The organism is Bilifractor sp. LCP19S3_H10 (assembly GCF_052119185.1).
Classification (GTDB): domain Bacteria; phylum Bacillota; class Clostridia; order Lachnospirales; family Lachnospiraceae; genus Bilifractor.
On the sequence record NZ_JBQKFT010000010.1, the window covers coordinates 42,798 to 66,174 of the forward strand.

15 protein-coding genes and 2 tRNA genes are annotated in these 23,377 nt (G+C 50.4%); 16 read left to right on the forward strand and 1 reads right to left on the reverse strand.

Annotated features, from left to right (window positions below; translation table 11 throughout):
• The first annotated feature begins 73 nt into the window (after positions 1-73).
• The 15 genes from ACTQZS_RS09255 to ACTQZS_RS09325 all read left to right on the forward strand — a co-directional run bounded on the left by ACTQZS_RS09255 (position 74) and on the right by ACTQZS_RS09325 (position 20,481).
• Positions 74-994 carry a glycosyltransferase family 2 protein gene (locus tag ACTQZS_RS09255; RefSeq protein ID WP_441475552.1) on the forward strand — a complete coding sequence of 307 codons (921 nt, stop codon included), beginning with the start codon at positions 74-76 and terminating at the stop codon, positions 992-994.
• A gap of 77 nt (positions 995-1,071) precedes the next feature.
• Entirely contained in the window at positions 1,072-2,169 is a 1,098-nt protein-coding gene (locus ACTQZS_RS09260) for a DUF6077 domain-containing protein (RefSeq protein WP_441475553.1), read from the forward strand.
• Complete coding sequence (locus tag ACTQZS_RS09265; protein ID WP_441475554.1) at positions 2,166-2,972, forward strand: hypothetical protein; 807 nt, start codon at positions 2,166-2,168, stop codon at positions 2,970-2,972. The genes ACTQZS_RS09260 and ACTQZS_RS09265 overlap by 4 nt, the downstream gene beginning before the upstream one ends.
• Positions 2,973-3,123: 151 nt before the next feature.
• A complete protein-coding gene (locus ACTQZS_RS09270) occupies positions 3,124-5,223 on the forward strand; it encodes a sugar transferase (protein WP_441475555.1) in 2,100 nt (699 codons plus the stop codon).
• Positions 5,224-5,368: 145 nt separating this feature from the next.
• The gene (locus ACTQZS_RS09275) at positions 5,369-6,193 is read left to right on the forward strand and encodes a DUF4422 domain-containing protein (protein ID WP_441475556.1); all 825 of its coding nucleotides are present in this window, start codon (positions 5,369-5,371) and stop codon (positions 6,191-6,193) included.
• Positions 6,194-6,306: 113 nt separating this feature from the next.
• Positions 6,307-6,888 carry a dTDP-4-dehydrorhamnose 3,5-epimerase gene (gene rfbC, locus ACTQZS_RS09280; RefSeq protein WP_441475557.1) on the forward strand — a complete coding sequence of 194 codons (582 nt, stop codon included), beginning with the start codon at positions 6,307-6,309 and terminating at the stop codon, positions 6,886-6,888.
• Between the two features lie 46 nt (positions 6,889-6,934).
• Positions 6,935-7,771, forward strand: a complete 837-nt coding sequence (locus tag ACTQZS_RS09285) for an ABC transporter permease (RefSeq protein ID WP_441475558.1) — start codon at positions 6,935-6,937, stop codon at positions 7,769-7,771.
• A 124-nt stretch (positions 7,772-7,895) separates the two neighbouring features.
• Positions 7,896-9,308 carry an ABC transporter ATP-binding protein gene (locus ACTQZS_RS09290; protein ID WP_441475559.1) on the forward strand — a complete coding sequence of 471 codons (1,413 nt, stop codon included), beginning with the start codon at positions 7,896-7,898 and terminating at the stop codon, positions 9,306-9,308.
• Between the two features lie 31 nt (positions 9,309-9,339).
• Positions 9,340-11,661 carry a class I SAM-dependent methyltransferase gene (locus ACTQZS_RS09295; protein ID WP_441475560.1) on the forward strand — a complete coding sequence of 774 codons (2,322 nt, stop codon included), beginning with the start codon at positions 9,340-9,342 and terminating at the stop codon, positions 11,659-11,661.
• Positions 11,662-11,670: 9 nt separating this feature from the next.
• Entirely contained in the window at positions 11,671-13,857 is a 2,187-nt protein-coding gene (locus tag ACTQZS_RS09300) for a glycosyltransferase family 2 protein (RefSeq protein ID WP_441475561.1), read from the forward strand.
• Positions 13,854-15,719 (forward strand): glycosyltransferase family 2 protein, encoded by a 1,866-nt coding sequence (locus ACTQZS_RS09305; RefSeq protein WP_441475562.1) that lies wholly within the window; start codon positions 13,854-13,856, stop codon positions 15,717-15,719. The genes ACTQZS_RS09300 and ACTQZS_RS09305 overlap by 4 nt, the downstream gene beginning before the upstream one ends.
• Positions 15,720-15,839: 120 nt before the next feature.
• Positions 15,840-17,657, forward strand: a complete 1,818-nt coding sequence (locus tag ACTQZS_RS09310; RefSeq protein ID WP_441475563.1) for a L,D-transpeptidase family protein — start codon at positions 15,840-15,842, stop codon at positions 17,655-17,657.
• Positions 17,658-17,814: 157 nt separating this feature from the next.
• Positions 17,815-17,887, forward strand: a tRNA-Thr gene (locus ACTQZS_RS09315).
• A gap of 430 nt (positions 17,888-18,317) precedes the next feature.
• Positions 18,318-19,352 carry a Kae1-like domain-containing protein gene (locus ACTQZS_RS09320; RefSeq protein WP_441475564.1) on the forward strand — a complete coding sequence of 345 codons (1,035 nt, stop codon included), beginning with the start codon at positions 18,318-18,320 and terminating at the stop codon, positions 19,350-19,352.
• Positions 19,353-19,674: 322 nt separating this feature from the next.
• A complete protein-coding gene (locus tag ACTQZS_RS09325) occupies positions 19,675-20,481 on the forward strand; it encodes a TVP38/TMEM64 family protein (RefSeq protein ID WP_441475565.1) in 807 nt (268 codons plus the stop codon).
• A 464-nt stretch (positions 20,482-20,945) separates the two neighbouring features.
• On the opposite strand, the gene ACTQZS_RS09330 is transcribed toward ACTQZS_RS09325, so the two are convergent.
• Positions 20,946-21,019 (reverse strand) — tRNA-Val (locus ACTQZS_RS09330).
• Between the two features lie 340 nt (positions 21,020-21,359).
• On the opposite strand from ACTQZS_RS09330, the gene ACTQZS_RS09335 reads away from it, so the two are divergent.
• Complete coding sequence (locus tag ACTQZS_RS09335; RefSeq protein WP_441475566.1) at positions 21,360-23,063, forward strand: glutamine--tRNA ligase/YqeY domain fusion protein; 1,704 nt, start codon at positions 21,360-21,362, stop codon at positions 23,061-23,063.
• Positions 23,064-23,377: the final 314 nt, after the last annotated feature.

The window sequence follows — 23,377 nt, forward strand, 5'->3', positions numbered from 1 at the left end:
CCGATCACAGACCGGTGCTGACGCAATGTATACAGGCCGTGAACCGCAACAGACATTTTAGCAGGATAAATATATGGTAGAAATTTTGCTTGCAACCTATAATGGAGAGAGATACCTGGCAGAGCAGCTGGAATCTCTTCTTTCGCAATCGGAGGAGAACATTCGTATTCTGATCCGCGATGATGGCTCCACTGATGGCACACGGGGTATCCTGGAGGATTATGAGCAGAAATATCCGGAGAAGATTCGCGTGATCTTTGATCAGATCCGCTGCGGAGGGCCGACGCCAAATTTCATGGAGCTCGTGAAGCATGCGGCCGGTGAATACATTATGTTCTGCGATCAGGACGATGTCTGGAAAAAGGAGAAGGTCAGGAGGACGCTGCAGGTTATGACGGAAAAGGAGGAGACCAGAAGCACGGAGTGCCCGCTGTTGGTTTTTTCTGACTATATTGTGGCAGACGCGGCGCTGAATCCCGTCCCGGTCCGCGAGAAGCAACTGCAGGTCTACGGACACCGCACAGATTTCCGACATCTTCTGGTGCAGAATTATGTGACGGGATGCACGGTCATGATGAACCGGGCAGCTTACCGGCTTATGGGAGATTATGATCCGAGGATCCGTATGCATGACTGGTGGGCCGCGCAGTATGTCAGCGCCATTGGTGAGGTCGTCCATCTTCCGGAAAAGCTGATGTACTACCGGCAGCACGGCGATAATGTGGTGAGTGCGGTGAATGTCAGAAGCTTTTCCTATCGTATCGGTAAGCTGATGGACAGGAATACCAGATATAATCTGAAGCTGAATTTTGCGGAGGCAAGGTTGCTGTATGAGAGATTCGGCAGTATAATGCCTGAAGACTCGAAGAACGCACTTGAGGAGTTTCTGCGTATTCCGGACTTTTCAAAGCCGAGAAGGATGGCTGCCCTGCTTAAGGGACGTTTTCTGAAAGGCGATCTGGTCAGGATCCTGGGACAGCTGTTCTATATCTGACGATTTTACAATCCGGAAGCAACATGGTAAAATAACAGACTGCAATATCTGAAAACAAGTCGGAGAAAGTGTTTTATATGCTGATTAAAAGTATTCCGGGACTGCTGCTTGTATTTCTGGTGATTCCCGGCATCTGCGGATTTATCCTTACGGATCTTTTGCACCTATATGAGAATAACATTGTCAGACGGTCCGTCCTGAATCTTGTCGCCGGAAATCTGCTGATGTGGGCGGTCTTTGAGGCGGTGGCTGTTCCCATGATCTTTCTTCGCCAGGACTTTCGGAATGTGATCCTGCTGTGGCTTCTGATTCTGGCGGCGATTGTGATTATCTTCGTTTCTGTTCTCAGAAAGGTTCCGTTTATCCGGTTTGATTCAAGGCACCGGAAGCTTCCGGGGCTGTTCCATGACAGAAAGGCTCTGGTTCTGTTGCTGATTCTGCTTGTGATCGTGGGCTTTCAATGCGCGGTATATCTGTTCGGAATGCATCTGGATGAGGATGATTCCCGGTTTATTGCTCACGCGGTATACACATGGAAGACTAACCGGATGCTCACGGAGAATGCTGCGACAGGAGAGCTGAATCTCCAGAACTGGGGCGGAGATTATCTGAAGGACGCTGTCTCTCCGTGGATGATCTACATCGCAGTGCTGGCGAGACTCACCGCAATGCATCCGGCGGTCCTTGCGCACACGGTACTTCCGGTGATTCTTCTGCTCCTTGGCTATGGGATCTACTGTCTGGCGGGTATGGAACTGTTCGGGGATGACAGACGGAAGGCAATTTTATTCTGTCTGATTGTCGCTTTTCTCCAGCTCTTTTTTGCGGGATCTACTCGTACACAGTCGGAGTTTGCGCTTCTGCGGATCTGGCAGGGGAAAGCTGTGGTCGCAGGAGTAGGCATCCCGATGATTTTGTACTGCTTTATCTATCTGTACAGGCACGCCGCGGAAGAGAGGACCATCTGGATGCTTCTGATTACAGACCTGGCATGCTGTCTCCTATCCGGGATGGGCATTATCATTGCTGCGTCCATGATCGGGATCTGCTCGATCTGGTACATTCTTGGATGCCGCAGGTGGAGGGCGATCTGGAAGACCCCTGTAGTACTTCTGCCTTCTTTCGTGTTCGGCGGGCTCTACTACATGTGTAAAATCGGGAGGATCGTATTATGACAGACGCTTGGAGTCAGGTCCTGGATAAGGTGCGGGAATCCTTTGCGGGCAACTGGTTTCTGATTTTATGGGCCGTCGGTCTGGTCTATCTGTTTTTCGCGGAGAAGGAAAAACGAAAGCTTCTCGTTTATCCGTCCATCCTGCTCGGGGTTCTGATCTTTAATCCGTTTCTTTACCGCTATTACTGGAGAAAGCTTTTTGATTACGCGTACTGGAGGGCATTCTGGATGGTGCCGGTTCTGCCGGTAATCGCGGCAGCAACGGTGAGCCTTGCATGCAGGATGCGGAAAAACTTCATGAAGGCTGCCGTGATCGTTCTTGCTTTTGCAGTTTCAGCCGCGACCGGAACGTTCATATACAAGGATCGTTTCGTGAGAGCACAGAACCTTTACAAGCTGCCGCAGGCATCGGTGGATGTGGCTGATGCGCTTCTTGACCTTGACAGCGAGCCGCGCGCGGTAGTGGATTTCTCACTGTTCTGTTACATCCGTCAGTATTCACCGGACGTTCATCTGATGTACGGGCGGAATGCGTGGGGCTATATCGATTATATCGGGGGTGATCAGTACTCTGTATATCAGCAGATGACGCAGCCGCAGCCGGACCTGAACCTTGTCCGCGGCAGCATGCTGAACATGGATTATGATTACCTGGTGATGCTCCCCTCCCAGGCACCGGGCTACCGGCAGGAGGACGCGGAGAGCTATGACAGCACCTTCTATTCAGACGCGATGAACAGCGTGGGATTTGAATATATGGATATGGTAGACGGCTATCTGATCTGCAGGGTACTGCCGGGCTGAGAAGAAAGCTGTTTAGACAGATTTCGGCAGAATACTCAGAAGTGAGTGACGTTTTTCGTTCTTAGGAGAACGTCGGAGCATAGAAGGCAGCCGCCGAAAGGCAGGCCTTGGGCTTCGTGACAGGCGGAGCAGACGTGACGACAGGAGAAGTATGAGTAATCGTAAGAGAGTATCGCTTTATATTATGAATATGGTGGATATCGTGTCTCTGCTGATCGCATTCGTGATATCCTATGAAATTCGTAAGATTCTTCCCATGTGGAGACTGCTTACGAGGGAGAGCATAATTGCCGGATACCGGTTTCAGCAGTTTCCGTATATGCCGCTGCTTTTTGCCACGATCATTTCCTATATTCTGGTAAATTTTCTGTTTCTGTATTCGGAGGAGTATCTCTCGCGAAATGTTTCGTCGGAGCTTCTTGCCACGCTGAGAATGATCGTAATGGTAATCGTCGTGGATGTCGTGATTCTGTTCATCACGAAGACCAGTGAACGATACTCCAGAATTTTCATGGCAATTTTTTTCATCATTGCATACTTTACCTGTTTTATTCTGAGAGAAGCCGTCAAAAAAATCTATATTCCCCGTTATAAAAACGGAAAAGCCTCGGAAAAAATGGTGCTGGTCTGCCGCGAGCGGGACACAGACCGGGTTCTGGAACAGCTGAACGCGATTATCGACTGGAGATTTCATATATCTGGTCTTGTGATCACCGATGCGGACCTGGCGGGTGAATATATAAACGGCATCCGGGTTATCAGCAATTATTCCGACGCAATGGCGAGTATTCAGAAGGAGGAGGTGGATTCTATCCTCCTTGTGTCAGGTGATCCGGAAGAAGAGAGGGCGTGGGTACGTCATTTTCAGCCATTGGGGAAGACGGTTCATGTCAGTCTTCCGGAATTTGAACTAAGTGACACAAAGCGCATGCAGGATATGCTCGGACAGTGCGCGGTAGTCAGCTATCTTCCTGAAATTCCGATCCGGGGGCGTAATGTCGTTATAAAGAGGAGTCTGGATATCATTGTATCTATCCTTCTGCTTCCTTTTGTTCTCGCCATGATGCTGATCGTCACATTGCTCACGAAGATTTTTCTGAAGGGGCCTGTTTTTGTCACAAGAGTAAGAGTAGGCATGAATGGACGCCGTTTTAACCAGTATCATTTCCGGGTATACCGGATGGATTCAGATCAGAGAAAGACGGAGGGCAGGAGCTGCTTTACCTGGCTAGGCCGTTTTCTGGATCTGACGCATCTGGACGGGCTGCCGCAGGTCCTGAATGTTCTCGTGGGAGATATGAGCTTTGTCGGCCCGAGGGCTCCGTCCCTTCCCTATTTTATTGAAAATCCGGGAGAGCTGCGGTATCTCTGCGCAAAGCCCGGATTGGTGGGCACATGGTGCACAGACCGTCGCACCGGACGCGCGGAAAAGGACCGATATCTGAATAACTGGAGTCTTGGCCTGGATGCTGAAATTGTATTTATCATGATCATCCGCTATCTGACGTTCCGCTCCGCGAGAAGCCGTCAGACAATGTGGGAGCCGGAGGAGTGCGCCTTCATCCGGGAGTATATGGACTTCCGTAAGCCGCTGGAATACGACCACTCCACGTACACCTGCCGGATGACAGCGGGAAAACGCGTCTACTATTTCATCAAGAGGCTGTTCGACATTGTGGGATCGCTTCTGGGAATCATTCTGCTCTCGCCGCTGCTTCTGATCCTGATGTTCGCTGTAATGGCGGATGACGGCGGGAACCCCTTCTACGGGCACAGCCGGATCGGAAAGAACGGAAAGAAAATCACGGTTTATAAATTCCGGAGCATGCGCCGGGACGCCGGTGATCTGGAAAAGATTCTGACGCCGGAGCAGCTTGAGCAGTATCGCACGGAGTTTAAGATTGACAACGATCCGCGTATCACTAAGGTAGGAAACTTCATTCGGCGCACGAGCCTGGACGAGCTGCCGCAGCTGTTCAACATTCTGTCCGGTGACCTGTCAATTGTCGGTCCGAGGCCGATCGTGGAGAAGGAAACTACAATCTATGGCAGTGATGTCGCAAAGCTTCTGAGCGTGAAGCCCGGTCTCACGGGATACTGGCAGGCCTATGCGAGGAACAATGCTACCTACGAGAGCGGCGAAAGACAGAAGATGGAGATGTATTACGTGGATCATCAAAGTCTCGGTCTTGATGTGAAGATTCTGTTCCGGACCGTGAAATCGGTCACAAAGGAAGAAGGCGCCCAGTAAACTGCCATGCGATGCATCATTCTGCATATAGTATGAGTCTTTGCGTCAATTTGCAGCTTTCGTGCTGCTGGCAGGGCACCGGCCTGGCCTGCCAGCAGCGGCGTTCGTTCTGCGGTAATGGAACCGAGAGAACAAGGAGAATAGAATGACATCTGTGAATGAGAAGAAAATCAGACTGATCATAGCCTGTCACAAGAAGTGTGAGGTGCCGGAGGATTCTGTCTATCTTCCGCTTCACGTAGGAGCAGAGGGAAAGGAGCCCTTTGGCTTCACCGGCGACAATACCGGCGACAATATCAGTTCGAAAAACCCCGTCTACTGTGAATTGACAGGACTCTACTGGGCATGGAAAAATCTGGACTGCGATTACCTGGGACTGGTGCATTACCGGAGATATTTTACACTGAAGAGCAGGCACGAGCAAAAGAAAAACGGCCTTCTTGCATCGGTGCTGACAGAGGGCGAGCTCAGGAAACTTCTGTCCCGGTACCGCGTTCTGGTTCCGAAGAAGCGGCATTATTACATTGAAAGTGTCTATTCCCACTACGCTCATACCTTCGACGGTACGCAGCTCGACAAGGCCAGGGAGATTCTTGCCCGGAAATATCCGGATTATGTGGATGAGTTCGACCGCTTCATGAAGCAGACCGGGGCATACATTTTCAATATGTTTGTCATGCCGAAGAATCTCGCGGATGAGTATTTTGCGTGGCTGTTCGACATTCTTGGTGATCTTGAGAAAATGGTTGATACCAGCGGCATGTCAGCTTTTGACGCGAGATATGCCGGACGGGTCAGCGAGAGGCTCTTTAATGTGTGGCTGATGCATCAGGCAGACACAGGCAGGCTTAAGAAAAGCGAGATTGGTGAGGTGCCATACCTTTATCTCGGAGAGATTGACTGGAGAAGAAAGATTACCGGTTTTCTCCGCGCGAAATTCTTTCACAAAAAGTATGAGAAGAGCTTCTGAGAATCCGCGGAGACAGAAGTCCGGACAGGCTCACAGGGGAATGCCAGTGGTCTGGCCTGTCTGGCAATATGGTATATTCAGAGGGCGTCAGGACGCCCGGAAAGGAAAAAATTATGGGAAAGATCAAGGTTACGGAAAATGCAGGCGGTATCAAGGGACTCTATGTGGTAGAGCCTACTGTTTTTGGTGACAACCGGGGATATTTCATGGAGACCTACAATTATAATGATTTTGCGGCTGCCGGAATTGACTGCAATTTTGTGCAGGACAACCAGTCCGCGTCGAAGAAGGGTGTACTTCGCGGCCTTCATTTCCAGATTCACTATCCGCAGGACAAGCTGGTCCGCGTAATCCGCGGTGAGGTTTTTGATGTCGCGGTTGATCTGCGGGAGGGAAGCGAGACCTACGGAAAATGGTTCGGAGTGCTCCTGACAGAGGAGAACAAGAAGCAGTTCTTTATTCCGAAGAATTTCGCACATGGGTTTATTGTTCTCTCTGATTACGCGGAGTTCTGCTACAAGGTGACTGATTTTTATCATCCCAACGATGAGGGCGGACTGATGTGGAACGATCCGGACATTGCTGTAAAGTGGCCGATGCCGGAGGGAATGGGACCGGAGGATCTGACCCTGTCGGACAAGGATAAGGTGAACTGGAGCTATCAGGAGTTCCTTGAGAAGAAAAAGAACTTCTGATTTCGAAAGACTTAATAAGGACGATAACAATAATTAGGAGATCGAGATGTCAAAGTCAAGAAAGCCGGCGCTGTTTCAGATTCTGGGAGAGCTGTCAGGAAGCAGAAAACTGATCGGGAGTCTCGCGAAAAATGATTTCAAGACAAAATTTGCGGGCTCTTACCTTGGAAGAGTCTGGGCGTTTGTACAGCCGGTTGTCACCGTCTTTGTGTACTGGTTTGTATTCGAGAAGGCACTGAACGCGGGAACGCAGTCCACGAAGCAGGGGATTCCCGTCCCTTATGTGCTCTGGCTTGTCGCCGGGCTGGTTCCCTGGTTTTATTTCTCTGACGCGATGTCCGCGGGGACGAGCGCGCTTCTTGAATATGACTACCTGGTCAAGAAGGTGGTGTTCCGGATCAGCACGCTTCCGGTGGTGAAGGTAGTCTCGAGTCTGTTCGTACATGTCTTTTTTGTCTGCTTCATGCTGGGCATGTATGTGGTGTACGGACTGTTCCCCGGTGTTTATATGGTTCAGCTCGTATATTATTCGTTCTGCATGTTTGTCTTCGTCCTTGCGGTCTCCTATCTGACAAGCGCGCTTGCAGTTTTTTTCCGGGATCTGGTACAGATCATCAATATTATTCTGCAGGTTCAGATCTGGGCGACTCCGATCATGTGGAATATGGAGGCGGTGAGCTTTCCGCCGGCAGTCATTGCGATTCTGAAATTTAATCCGATGTATTACATTGTCTGCGGGTACAGAGATTCTCTGATCAATCACATATGGTTCTTCCAGCGGCCGCAGCTGACGCTGTATTTCTGGTGCCTGACGGTATTATTGCTGTTCGCCGGGACTCATGTGTTCCGGAAGCTTCAGCCTCATTTTGCGGATGTATTGTAAATGGATACATTGTGCCGCAAACTGTACGGGAATCACGGAGAGTTCTATATCGCTGAAGCTCTGAATTCTGCGGATACAGAGAGTATACCGCGGTATCAATCCCGGGAAAGGAAATCCAACCAGTATGAGTGAAGAATACGCCATCCAGGTAAAGGATGTCAGCAAGCTTTATAAATTATATGACAAACCGTCATACAGAATCCGTGATGCGCTGGGGCTTACACGGAAGAAGCTGTACCGGGAGCATTACGCGCTTCATCACATGAGCTTCAATGTGAAAAAGGGCGAGACCGTAGGACTGATTGGAACCAACGGCGCCGGAAAATCAACGATTCTCAAGGTTATTACCGGTGTACTGAACCCCTCGGAGGGTGAAGTGGTCATAAATGGCAGGATTTCCGCTTTGCTTGAGCTTGGCGCGGGCTTCAATATGGAGTACACGGGTATCGAAAATATCTACCTGAACGGTACCATGATCGGTTTCTCGAAGGAAGAAATCGACCGGAGGATGGACAGCATCCTGAAATTCGCGGACATCGGAGATTTTGTCTATCAGCCGGTGAAGACGTATTCCAGCGGAATGTTTGTCCGTCTGGCGTTTGCCGTCGCCATCAATATTGATCCGGAAATTCTGATCGTAGATGAAGCTCTGTCTGTGGGAGATGTTTTTTTTCAGGCGAAATGCTACAAGAAATTCGAGGACTTCAAAAAAGAGGGAAAGACGATCCTCTTCGTCAGTCACGATCTCGGAAGCATCTCCCGATACTGTGACAGGGTCATCCTTCTGAACAAGGGAGTCAAGCTTTCCGAAGGTAAGCCGAAGGACATGATTGATCTCTACAAAAAAGTCCTGGTCCATCAGGTTGACGAGGCTGCCGTACAGAACGGTGACGCTGACATTCACAGCACGACCGGAAAACGTTCTCTCACAGGCGAAGGCCGCATCGCAGACAATGCAGGGGATGGTGTGCGGGATGACGGTGGAGCCGGGACAGCCGCGGACAGATCATCTGCCGGCAGGGATCATCCGTCAGGCAATGACGGTGGAAAGTGGATGGATCACTTCCGGATCAATCCGAATGTCAACGAGTACGGCGACGGACGGGCAAACATCATTGATTATGGTATTGTGGACGATCAGGGGGAGCTGACCTCAACGATCATCAAGGGAACCCGCTTCACGATCCGCAGCAAGGTACAGTTTAACCAAGAAATACAGAGCCCGATCTTTACTTATGCCTTCAAAAACCTTCAGGGAGTCGCGATCACCGGAAGCAATACCATGTATGAGAAGAAGGATATCGGACTGGCGCACAAGGGGGATGTCTATGTCGCCTCCTTTGAGCAGGAGATGAACCTTCAGGGCGGTGAGTATCTGCTTTCCATCAGCTGCACGGGATATGAAAACGGAGGATTTGTCGTATATCACAGGCTGTATGATGTCATCAATGTCACCGTAATCTCGGACAAGAACACCGTGGGCTTTTATGATATGAATTCAGTTACCCGTGTGGAAAAGGTGAGCGAAAAGTCCTGAAGGCTTTGCCTAAGGTATCAGGCAGGTGTGTATGAAGGAACAGATCGGAAAGGTACAATTATATATTCTAGAAGATGAGTTTTCCACATCGAATGGCCCGGGCGCAGCGAAGATCTCCGGAAATGCAGTGCCAGAGGATTCCGTGACAGAGAGGGAAAGGGCAGATGAGAAGGAACTGATGGAGATCCTTAGAACCTGCCCCGAGGACCAGTACAGGTCCGTGCTGCAGGAACGAAAGAACGAATTCTTGCTCGAGGAGCTTTCGGGCCTGAGAGCGAATCTTGTGCGTGCCTTTTCTGTACCGGACGGTGCATCTGTTCTGGAAGCAGGATGCGGATGCGGTGCGATGACCGGGACATTGGCAGAAAAATGCGGGGAGGTCGTCAGCTGGGATTCCGATGCAGAGCGGTGTAGAATCAACGCGTACCGGAACAGGGAACGGGAGAATGTGAAACTGTATGCCGGGGCTTTCCGGGATTTCTGTAATGAAATTCATTCGGGTCATCCCGGGAACAGATTTGAGCTCATTACGTGTATCGGTCCAATGCAGAAGGCCTCTCGGATTATACCGGGAGATACGCCGTGCCGGGCTATGGTACAGGAGCTTCTCTCTTTTCTCGCGCAGGATGGAATCCTGCTGATTCTGCTGAAGGAAATCCGGGAGTATCGACAGCTGATGGAAGGCGGCGCACTTTCCGGTTACCGGACCATCTTATATGAGATCAGTCCGGACGCGACATTCCCCATGGAGATCATGGGTGAACAGTGGCTTTCGGAACATCACCCCGGTGCTGAAGCCTGCGGGACGGAAGAAGCAGGCAGACCTGCGCTTCTTCTGATTCAGGGCGCACAGAGGGCAGCCGATACTCTGCTGTACGCGAAGTTCTCCGGGGAAAGAGCCGGGAGATATGCTTTGTATACGGCTGTATATGAGAAGCATGGCGGACTGCGGAGCAGCGGAATGAATGCGGGTGAAGTGCCGGGACTGGCGGATCAGAGCGGTAAATGCGGGCCACAAAGCGGGGAAATGAATGCGGGTGAAGTGCCGGGACTGGCGGATCAGAGCGGTGAATGCGGACCGCAGCGCGCCGGAATAAACACAGATGGAAGTCAGCGGTATGTGGAGAAGAGAGCGCTTACGAAGGCTGCGGATTTTCATGTGAGCCGCATCAGCGAGCTCTCCGGGAAGCTTTCAGAAATGTACCGGGGAAGATTGAAGATCAATCGCTGTGAGAAGACGGATATAACAGGAACCGTACGGATGGAATATCTCACCGGCGAGACTTTTGAGGAATATCTGGACCGGGTTCTTGCGAAGCAGGGACCGGATGCCTGTGAAAATGCTCTTCTGGAGTATCTCGACCTGGTTGTCCCGAAAGAGCTGGAGTCCGCGTTTGAGATGACAGATTCCTTCCGGGAAATCTTTGGAGAAATACCCGGCGAAATTTCAGGTGGAATACCCGGGGAGTATGAAATACATTCTCTTAAGACGCTTCCGGTATCGGATGTGGATCTGATCCCGGCGAATGTGATCAGAAATGGCGGGAGCAGCACCCTGATAGATTATGAGTGGAGCTTTGATTTTCCGGTTCCGTCAGATTTCCTGAGATACCGGATTCTTTTTTATTACCTGCGCTCTGAGAAGAACAGGCAGAGGCTTGCGCAGAACGACATCTGGCGGAAAGCCGGACTGAGCGGGCAGAAGCGAAAGATATTCGCATCGATGGAGGACTCCTTCCAGAGATGGCTCACGAGAGGCAGAATTCCGGTGAGAGATCTTCGCACCGGGATTTCCTCCGGAGCGGCACATACGGGAGATGAGGACAGAAATCTTCGGGTATATTATCCGGACCGGAACGGATTGGAAAACTATTCCGAGCTGCGTGCGTCAGATTATCGGATGAGGGACGGAAAGCTTTCCGCTGACCTGGATGTCCCTCAGGGGATGACGATGATCCGTCTGGATCCGGGAGACAGACCGGGGATTCTGCGCATCCGCAGCCTGAAAATCGACGGAAGACTTCCAGAGCTTATCCGCACGAATGGTCTCCCGGTCTTCCGGGAATCAGAAGAAGGAGAGGAGCAGACCGGACTGCTTCCATCCGGGAGACCGGTATATCTCTCCGCGATCTATTTTGACGGTGATGATCCAAATTTCACCATCAGATGGAGCGGGAAAGGGTCATTGGGGAAACGCTGCCAGACGGTTTCCGTCGACTTCAGCTTCACTGAGATGGATGGCGATTTTATCCGGCCTCTCATGGATCTTCAGAGGCAGCGGGAGGCGTCCGCATCGTCAAAACACCACAGAAATGGAGGATTTCTTCATCGGCTGACGGGCCGGAAGAACTGAACAGCCTTTATGATAAAGTACAATATAGATGAGACGAAAACAGATGAGGATGTCCTGACCGCCACCGGATGGGCGGCGTGGATCAGCCCGGAAGGTGGGAACAAGGTTCTGACCCATACGAAAATCCGGGTGGAACGGAAGAACGGGGAAAATGTCGCCGCTGATATCAGGACTTTGTACCGTTCCGATGTGATCCGCGCGCTTGGAGGCTCGGAAAGTGACGAGCTGATGGGTTTTCGGATCCGTTTCCGTAAGGAAGAGGACGAGAATCAGTACATCCTCATTTTTACGTCCCCGGACGGAACGGAATCGGAGAAATATCCGGTGGACTTCCGCACCGTAAACATGCTCAGCCGTCAGGAAAACCGCCATTATGAGGGAGCGGCTGATATGCTGAGGCATGTCAGCCGGCAGCTGATCACAGATGATTTTCAATACCTGAGACAGTTCGGCCCCAGAAGGTACGCGGGACTTGTGGTACGGAGACTGAACAGCTCCGACAGAATTCCTGCATATGAGAAATGGGCGAGACAGAACGATGTGAGGTCAGATGAGCTGGCAAAGCAGAGAAAATATCACTTCTCTTATGAACCGAAGATCAGCATCGTTATTCCGGCGTACCGCACCAGAAAAAAATACCTCAGAGAGCTTATGCAGTCGATCGAGAAGCAGACCTACGGGAAATGGCAGCTCTGCATTGCCGACGGCAGCGGTGAGGATAACTGTGTAGAAGAAGTGATAAAGAAATACATGGCGAAGGATTCACGGATCTGTTACCGGAGACTTGAGAAAAATGAGGGAATCTCCGGCAATACAAATGAGGCTCTGAAAATGGCAGACGGGGAGTATATCGTGCTCTGTGATCATGACGATGTGATCCCTCCGAATGCTCTGTTTGAGCTTGTGAAGGCACTTCAGGACCGGGAGGTTGATATTGTATACACTGATGAAGACAAAATCTCCATGGATTCTTCAAGACGCTTCGACCCGAACTTCAAGCCGGATTTCAATCCGGATCTCCTGTGCAGCGTAAACTATATCTGCCATCTGTTCCTTTTTCCCAGAAGCTTCTATGAAAAGTACGGCGGGTTCCGGAAGGAATTCGACGGGGCGCAGGATTATGATCTGATTCTGCGATACACAGAAAAGGCCAGAAAAATCAGCCATATTCCGAAGATTCTCTATCACTGGAGAAGCCATTATGGTTCGACGGCGGACAACCCGGAATCCAAATCCTATGCTTTTGAAAATGGAGCCAGGGCGGTCAGGGAACATTACGAAAGACTCGGTATCCCTGCCCGTGTCGGGCAGGGGGTATTGGCCGGTACTTATCATACCGTGTACGACTGGGGCAGACAGCCGCTGATTTCGATCATTGTTCCGAATAAGGATCATGTCGGGGATCTGAAGAAATGCATGGATTCTGTCGACAGCAGAACGATCTATCGGAATTATGAATGGATCATTGTCGAGAATAACAGCACCGAGGACGAGACATTCCGATATTACGACTCCATCCGGGAACGGAAGAATGTTACCGTTCTGACCTATGAGGGAGCGTTTAATTATTCGAGGATCAACAACTTCGGGGTGAGACACGCCAGAGGGGAGCTTCTGCTGCTCCTGAATAATGACACGGAGATGATCCGCCCGGAGAGTCTGAAGGCGATGGCGGATCTCTGCCTCAGAGAAGATGTGGGGATCGCAGGAGCAAGGCTTCTGTATCCGGACCGCACGATTCAGCATGCCGGCGTCATCGTCGGATTCGGAGGCGTTGCGGGACATGCGTTCTGCAACCTCTCCTCCCGGGATCCGGGATATATGGGCCGCGCAGTGATGACACAGGATTACAGCGCGGTTACCGCTGCCTGCCTTATGGTGAGAAGGGAAATTTTCGAGGCGGCAGGAGGGCTCACAGAGGAGTATGCGGTCGCCTTCAATGACATTGATTTCTGTATGAAGGTCGGCACGCTCGGAAAACGTATTGTGTACGAACCTTCCGCGGAGTTTTATCATTATGAGTCCAAATCCAGAGGACTGGAGGATACCAGGGAAAAGGTTGAGAGATTCCGCTCCGAGGTGGAGCGATTTGAGTCCACATGGAAGGATTTCCTGGCGAAGGGAGATCCCTGCTACAATCCGAATTTTTCTCTGACCATCGGACCATTCTGCCTTCGACAGGAGACCGGAAAATGAATCTTGTATCGAAAACCTTTCATTACCTGAGAGAAAACGGCGTCCGCGATACCGGAAGAAAAATCAGCAACTGGTATCGGGTTCACTTCACTGCGGAGAATGACTATAAGGCGTTTCGGAGAAGAAACGAGACGGGGCCACTGGAGCTGAGAAGGCAGAGAGAGCGTCGTTTTGATCATCCGGTCACCTTCAGCATCGTCGTCCCGCTTTACCGCACGCCGGAGAAATTTCTCAGAGAGCTGATCGAATCTGTGGAGAAGCAGACCTATCCGCACTGGGAGCTCTGCCTTGCGGACGGAAGCATCGCGGGAAACAGCACAGAGAATGTGGAGGAGGGACAGTCCGTTTCCGCCGGGAGTCCGCTTCAGGATATTCTTGAGGAGTATGTCCGGAAGGATCCCAGGATAAAAGTGAAGTACCTGGAGAAGAATGAGGGAATATCGGGGAATACGAACGCGGCGCTGGAGATGGCCGCTGGTGACTTTATGGTGCTGTGTGATCATGACGATCTGCTTGCGCCGAACGCGCTTTATGAATGCGCTGACGCCGTCAGTAAGGATCCGGAAATAGATATTCTCTATACGGACGAAGATAAAATCAGTTACAGAGGAGACCGGTATCTGGAACCGAATTTCAAGCCGGACTTCAATCCGGATCTTCTGTGCAGCACAAATTATATCTGCCACCTTTTTGTATTCCGGAGATGGCTCTATGAGCAGTGCGGCGGGTTTCATTCTGAATTTGACGGGGCGCAGGATCAGGATCTGATTCTGCGGTACACGGAGAAAGCCGGAAGAATCTGTCATATTCCCAAAGTGCTGTACCACTGGAGAAAAAGTCCGGATTCTACCGCGGCTGACCCAGAGCATAAGCGCTACGCCTTCGAAAACGGAGCAAAGGCAGTGACAGCTCATTACCGGAGGATCGGCGTTCCCGCAGAGGCACGGATCGGAGAGGTGCTCGGCGTATACCGCACGGTCTACAGCTGGACGGAACAGCCGCTGGTGTCTGTCATCGTCCCGAATAAGGATCATGTCGGGGATCTGAGACGATGCATCGAATCTGTGGAAGAAAAATCTGTGTACCGGAACTTTGAGTGGATTATTGTTGAAAATAACAGCACGGAAGAACAGACCTTTTCTTATTATGAAGAGCTGAAGAAAAAGGCAAATACCCGGGTAGTGGTCTGGAGGGGCCCGTTTAATTTTTCCGCGATTAATAATTTCGGAGCAGGATTCGCAAGAGGGAAGTACCTGTGGCTTTTGAACAATGATACAGAGATGATCCGGTCGGAGAGCATGAAGGATATGCTTGATATCTGCATGCGCAGCGATGTGGGAATCGTCGGCGCAAAGCTGTACTATCCGGATGACACCATTCAGCACGCGGGAGTGATCATTGGAGCCGGCGGAATTGCCGGGCACATGTTCACAGGACTGGGACGCGGACTGGCAGGATACGGACTCCGGGCCATCTGCACCCAGGATCTGAATGCGGTAACAGCGGCATGTATGATGGTAAAAAAAGAGGTGTATGACAGGGTCGGAGGTCTGGATGAGAAATTTCAGGTCGCGTTCAATGACATCGACTTCTGTCTGCGTGTGCGGCGGGAAGGGTATCTGGTCGTATATGACGCAGGTGCGGAATTCTATCATTTTGAATCAAAATCCAGAGGCCTGGACAACACGGGGGAGAAACTGAAGAGATTCCAGTCTGAGATTAACCGGTTCGCGGAAAAGTGGAAGGATCTGCTTATTCAGGGAGATCCTTATTATAATCCAAATCTTTCAATCAGACAGGCGGATTTCAAACTCCGTGTGGGAGATGAGAAGTGGGAGCTTCCGGTTGTGTACCGGGAATAATATTTTTATATCATGGATTCCTGCTGTATCGTATAATATAAGTAACTCATACTGGAGAAAGCCAAGGGAAGCGCGGCGGTTATAATGCCCAAAATATGGTTTGTGCAGAAGGGAGATCTTATGGGAAGAAAAAATCTGTTAAAGCTTGTCACAACATTAACGGCCATTGGAGTGATATCTGCGGCATGTCCGGTTTATGCAGAGGATACAGCAGCTTCTTATAAATCTTCCGAAACTGGAGAAACGGATGACTCTTTGGATGGCACATCAGGCAGTGCGGAGAATAGCAGCGACGCCGCGGAGAACAACACGGTTACATCTGCGGATAATGGAGTGGAGAATATATCATCCGAAAACACCGGTACACCAGAAAATGGAACCTCATCTGAAGAAGATTCCGGTGAGAAGGCGGGCGATAACACCGTGACAGATGCTTCGAATGAATCAGTTGAAGCAGAAATCGTGGGGACAGATTCCGTATCCGGATCCTCGGAAAGCGCGAGTGCTACTGAGGAATCTACTGAAGAAAAGAGGGAAGAGACAGAGGAGAAAGACGATGCTCTGGATATACCTGTTGTCAGCTATGCCGCTCATGTTCAGCGGACAGGATGGCCGGACAAGGATGTCGTTTCCGGGGAAAACACACAGACATATGCGGGATCTACGGGAAAAGGCCTTCGTGTTGAGGCAATCCGGGCCAGCGTGAAAGGCGATCAGAATCTCGGCATCACATATAATACTTATGTGCAGCGGAACGGATGGACCGGATGGCAGAGCGACGGGGCAGCTGCGGGAACGACGGGACAGAGCCTCAGGGTCGAAGCAATTGTCATGAAGCTGACCGGAACCGATGCGGAGAAGTATGATCTTTATTACCGCGTGCATGTGCAGAGCTTCGGGTGGCTTGCCTGGGCGAAAAACGGCGAGCTGGCCGGCACAACGAATCTGAGCCGCCGCGTCGAGGCGTATGAGGTTGCAATTGTGAAGAAGGGAGAGGCGGCACCTGCGAGATCTGCCGCCCGTAATGTTGCTTATCTCACCGTCCCGACAGTAACCTATCAGACCCATGTGCAGAAATACGGATGGAGTCTGGGAGAGGTTTCAAACGGGGCTACTGGCGGGACGACCGGACAGGGACTGCGGATGGAGGCGCTGAAGATCCATCTGGGCAACACAACCGGATTCACGGGCGGTATTTCGTACTGCTCCCATATACAGAGAGCCGGATGGGAAAAAGAATGGAAAGCTGACGGAGTGATGACCGGGACAGTAGGAAAGAGACTTCGCCTGGAGGCGATTCGGATCCGGCTGACCGGTGAGATGGCAAATTTGTTTGATGTGTATTATCGCACGCATGTGCAGAGATTCGGCTGGACCGGATGGGCGTGCAACGGGGAGAACTGCGGATCCGCCGGTTATGGATATCGTATGGAGGCGATTGAGATCCGAATAGTGGCCAAGGGAAGCGGCGCGCCCGGAAGTACGGCAAATACATTCTGGAAATATGTCAACCCTCACGCTGGTATGGATGCTATAGCGCAGGGATATTCAAGCTCTACCGGGTATCTTCTGATGGTTGACCGTTCCGCTCATCGGACAGGCGTGTATACAGGAAGCAGGAATAACTGGCAAAACCAGAAGTACTGGCTTTGCTCCAATGGAAAAGCATCGACGCCTACGATTACCGGTGTATACAGACTGGGGATAAAGGGACTTTATTTCTGGAGCGGCAACACCAAATGCTGGTATTACAGCCAGATTTCCGGAGATTATTTATTCCATTCCGTAATCTATGATGGGTCTTCTTCGCCGGTCCGCATTCTGGATGGAACCCTGGGCGCAGCGACATCTCACGGCTGCGTGCGGCTTGCGCTTGAAAACGCAAAATATATTTATGATAATGTGCCTTACGGTACAACGGTTGTGATTTATAACTGAAGGCGGGCTGGGGCGGCAATGAAGCCCCTGTCTTCAGGAATGGAAGACCTTGTCGAAAATAAATGTAGAATCTGCCGAAAATAAATGTAGAATCTGCTTGACAATAGAAGACCGTTTTGATATGATCTTACTCGTTGGTGAGAAACACCGACCGATTGCTGATATAGCACAGGTGGTAGTGCGCATCCTTGGTAAGGATGAGGTCACCAGTTCGAGTCTGGTTATCAGCTGTAATGAGATCCCCCCGGAAGACAGGTTCTTCCGGGGTTTTTTTACGCGAACAGTGAGCCACAGCCGAATGCGAAGTATTCGTATGCGGCGAGCGTCGCGATAGCGAGATAAAACTCGCGCAGCGTGTTTTATCTCGTTGTAACCGCTTTTTGAAGGACTGGCAGATTACATTTTCACCGGGCATATTTCATTGACGTTTTACTTCACAGGCATTACCCGGGTTAAGAACATCGAAATTGTAAAAAAATACCGGGTAAAAGTCCGCTAATCCTATAAACATAAAATATATTTGCATATCGTACATGCAATGGTATAATTTTGAAATCAGATGACAGCATGGGACGACTTAGAAAAATCTTTTGAACCGGATCCCGGCTGCTACACGGATACTGATGAAAGGGCTTATCTCAGAAGAGGGGATCAGAGATCATGGATGATAAAATCACATTTGTACTGAACGACGAAGCAGGACAGCACGAGAGGGACACAGTCGAATCAGAGGATATGAAAAAACTGACCTCTGTTGTGGCACCGATTGCTGACAAATACAACATTCAGGGACCCGCTCTCTACGTTGTGTATGATGACAATATTCAGGGAGAAGACGGTACAGTATGGGGCGGAGAATTTCTGCTCGGAGACAGAAAACATATATTGAAGATTCAATACACGAAGGAACCGGATGACAGTGGGGAGACTCTTCATGCGGTCCCGATGCATGATGAACTGGACGAGGAAGAGAAGGAGCCGGAGGTCGCGGAGCGCAGCGGCAACTACATTCGTATGGGGTGTCTGCAGCCGGTTCAGCTTCTCGGAGGCAGGGACGATACGAAAAACGCGCAGATGGTACTTGCCTGCATGATGAATGATGCAGAGGACAGAGGTCTGATCTGGGAGGATTATGAGTCAGATCAGATTCTCGATCCGAATCTGCACCAGACGATCGCAATTGCACTTGACGCGGGAAGAGACACTTATATCTCGACGTCACTTCTGCGGCTGTTCGATGCAGCCGCGGCAGTGCTCGGCATCTGCGAGGAGAATACCTATCCCGGTGAATGCGCAGAGAGGCTTGTGGAGGCAGCCCAAAATGCGGTCAGCAAATGGAATGACGGTACATTTGGAATGGCGGCACATCAGATTGATGTTCTCAAGAACCGGTATCCGGTAAGGATGATTCTGGAGAAGAAAAACGGCGAGTGGATTGCTGACGGCCCGCGTCTGATCGGAGATCTTCGCATGGCAAAGGACGGCGGCATTCCGACGGATGAGCTTGCACTGGAATTTCATGACGCGGTAGCGGAGATGACGGTCAAGATGTGTGAAAATATAGTGGCTGATGCTTCCGGGAATGGAATTCAGGTAAACCGTGTCGTGCTGAGCGGAGAAATTTTTGTTGACGATATACTGAGGGAGCGCACGGTCAAAGGACTTCAGGACAAGGGATATCAGGTGTATTACTGAGACGGTACAGCCTTGGCGGAGCCGATATGGTTCGACTTCAGGACAAGGGATATCAGGTGTATTACTGAGACGGTACAGCCTTGGCGGAGCCGATATGGTTCGACTTCAGGACAAGGGATATCAGGCGTATTACCGAGACCGGAACGGCTCATATCCTGCAGGGAATGTTGAATTTGACAGGAGACATCTTTTCTTATATAATCTAATGGTTGTCTGGCCGGATGCGCAGATAATGCGGTTTTTCCGGCGGGGAAGTATCCGAACTTCCGATTCAGCCTGTTTTGCTGCAGAAGCGGTATACAAATCAGAATTTGGAGAATATATGGAAAAGAAGGATTTCAGCAGCTTCTGGAGAAAACACTGGAAGCTGTTCGCTTATATCGGCGTACTTGCTGTCGCTGTGCTGCTGATCTGGTTCGCATTCGGCGACATGATCCCGCAGTATCTGAAGTTGCTGCGCGGCGGCGACGAGAAGGAAATTGAATTGTTTATCAATAGGGAAGCTTCCTGGAAGGGCCCGCTGTCAATCATCGTGCTGGCTGCGCTTCAGGTTGTCAGTATAGTCTTTCCGGGATTTGCAATTCAGATTGCATCCGGTGTAATCTATGGCTGGTTCCATTCTTTCTTGATGTGCTACTTCGGCTTTTTGCTGGGAAACCTTCTGGTGTTCTTTTTTGCGAGAAGGATGGGTAATCAGATTGCCGGGTTTGCGCCGGTGAAGAAGAACAAGAACAGCTGGATCAAGGAAAAGCTGAAGACGACCAAACCGGAGTTTGTGGTTGCTTTTGTGAACCTGCTCCCTATTCTTCCGAATGGAATTATTCCGTATATTGCTGCCGGATCTTCGATCACGACGCTTCACTATTTTATTGCGATTGCTGTTACAAGCTGGATACAGATTTTCTTCAACTGTCTCGCGGGCGGGTTCATCAAGCACGGGCAGTATCTGTTCATGGTGCTTGCGCTGGGATTCCAGATCTCTGTTCTGATTTTTGTCACCCTGAAGAGGAAGTGGCTGATGTCACTGATCCCCGGTGGAGACGAATCGGAAGAGGATGAGCCGGATTCGAAAATCGGCCTTTCAAAGCATACCAGGACAGACAAAGAGAAGGAGAACACTACTGTCTGAAAGTCTGTAGCGTATGATGTGATGCTGTATGGAACTTTTTATTCCGGGCATCCGGGCACTGGTGGATATATCTTTTTTCATGTTGTTGGAAATATTTTTATTATTACCGGAAAATTCTGCGAGTCTGTTTCTGTGTATGCGGAGACAGGCTTTTTTATGGGATGAGACGGTTTTCCCGGAGATCAGCAGCCATCCACGCATGCACCGTTCCGGTCTGCTATGAATGTGTAATTATGCTGTGGATGCGGAGTTCTGCTGTAAATGTGTAATTATACTGTGGATGGGGAGCTGTGCTGTAAATGTGTAATTATGCTGTGGATGGGGAGCTCTGCTGTGGTTGTGAAAGTATGCTGTGGGTGTGAAATTAGGCTATGAAGGCGGTGCCTAGCAGCTGGGAATAAAAACAGACAGACCCCGCTGCGACAAAAGACGCGTATCCGATTACTCGGATACGCGTCGAATAGTGGGGGCAACGAGGATCGAACTCGTGACCTTTCGCGTGTGAGGCGAACGCTCATCCCGGCTGAGCTATGCTCCCATCAGTTCTCAGGTTATCACTTTTTCCATCAAAATGCAATGAAAATTTGTCAGAAAATTCAAATTTTGACGCAAACTTAAGTCACTGCGGCACAAGCCCGGGTCCTTGCTATGCAAGTTTAAGCCTTTGCACGCAAGCGCAAGTCTTTGCAAAGGAAGATATCGTGCAGGATGACGGTTTGTATGAAAGGCAGATGAAGGCAGCCGCAGGGCAAGGTTATGCTTTGAAAATTGAAAAAGTTATGATATGATGTTGTCTCAGTGAAAGACTTTAGATATCTGCCGAAGCAGTGCGCACCCCGGCGGATAAATGATACTGGAATCGAGGAGGAACTGACACAATGGCGATCGAAGAAGCTTCTAAGGAACAGGGATCGGGTGAGACAGAGAGAGAAGTTGTTTCCCGGAACTTTATCGAGCAGGAAATCGATAAGGATCTGAAGGAAGGCAGATATGACACGGTCATGACGCGTTTTCCGCCGGAGCCGAACGGATATCTTCACATCGGTCACGCAAAGTCGATCCTTTTGAATTATGGCATCGCAAAGGAATATAACGGTCAGTTCAATCTCCGTTTTGATGACACAAATCCCACGAAGGAAAAGGGAGAATTTGTAGAGGCAATCAAGCGTGACGTGGAGTGGCTCGGTGCGAAGTTCAACGGGCCGTTCTTTGCATCAGACTATTTTGACAAAATGTATGAGGCTGCGCTTAAGCTGATCCGCGACGGAAAGGCTTATGTCAGTGATCTGTCCGCAGATGAGATCCGTGAGTACCGTGGAACATTGACGGAGCCGGGAAGGGATGACCCGAATCGGAACAGAAGCGTAGAAGAGAATCTCGATCTGTTCGAGAGGATGAAAAACGGCGAGTTCGAGGACGGATCGAAGGTTCTCCGGGCGCGAATCGATATGAAAGCGGCGAACATCAACATGAGAGACCCGATTATCTACCGGATCGCTCATCTGCATCATCAGAATACGGGAGACAAATGGTGCATTTATCCGATGTATGATTTTGCCCATCCGCTGGAGGATGCCTTCGAGGGCATTACTCATTCTCTCTGTACGCTGGAGTTTGAGGACCACCGGCCATTGTACAACTGGGTGGTGGAGAATGTGGGCTTTGCGCACCCGCCGAGGCAGATTGAGTTTGCAAAGCTCTATCTGACCAATGTAGTCACCGGTAAGAGATATATCAAGAAACTGGTGGAGAACGGAACCGTTGACGGTTGGGATGATCCGCGTCTAGTCACGATTGCTGCGCTCCGCAGAAGAGGATATACGCCGGAATCGATACAGAAGTTTATCAGCCTTGGAGGAATTTCGAAGGCCAACAGCTCCACAGACTACGCGATGCTGGAGTACTGCATCCGGGATGATCTGAAGACCAGAGTTCCCAGAATGTATGCGATCCTGGATCCGGTAAAACTGATCATTGACAATTATCCGGAGGGGCAGACCGAGGAGTTTACGGTACCGAACAACCCGGAGAATGAGGCGCTGGGAAGCCGCACGGTTACTTTTTCCCGTGAACTGTATATCGAGCGGAATGACTTTATGGAGAACCCGCCAAAGAAATATTTCCGGATGTTCCCGGGCAATGAAGTGCGCCTGATGCAGGCTTACTTTGTAAAGTGCGTTGATTTCCGCAAGGATGAAAATGGAAAAATCACCGAGATCCACTGTACTTACGATCCGGCGAGCCGTGGCGGCAACAGCCCGGACGGCCGCAAGGTGAAGGGAACGATCCATTGGGTGAATGCGGCGGATGCAAAGCCGGTGGAGATGCGTCTCTATGAGAATCTGATCGATGAGGAAAAGGGCGTGTACAATGAGGACGGCACGATGAATATCAATCCGGATTCTCTTGAGGTTCTCCAGGGAGTGGTCGAGCCCGCTCTGGCAGAGGCAAAGCCCTATGAGAGCTTCCAGTTTGTGAGAAATGGTTTCTTCTGTGCTGACGCGAAGCTGTCGAAGCCCGGAAAGCCGGTGTTCGGCAGAATCGTATCGCTGAAGAGTTCCTTCAAGCTTCCGAAGGCATAAGAGAATCGGAGAAACTTCAGAAGACGTAAGAGGTCCGGAGAAACTCCGGAAGGCACAAGAGGTCCGGAGAACCTTCAAAGGATATAAGAAGGCCGGAGCAGATTGACTCTGACATGAATAATGAAAAGGCTGCTGTATCCCTGCTTCCTGCAGGTGCGGCAGCTTTTTTCTGCTCATTTACTGAAAATGTCGATTTGCAATAAATGTCCTTAAGGACAGAGAAATAATGAAGAAGTATATCTTCGATTGTGGTATCCTGTTAAAAAGACGGGCTACAGCTGTCCTGGCCAGTCACAAAGTAAGATGAGCTGGGG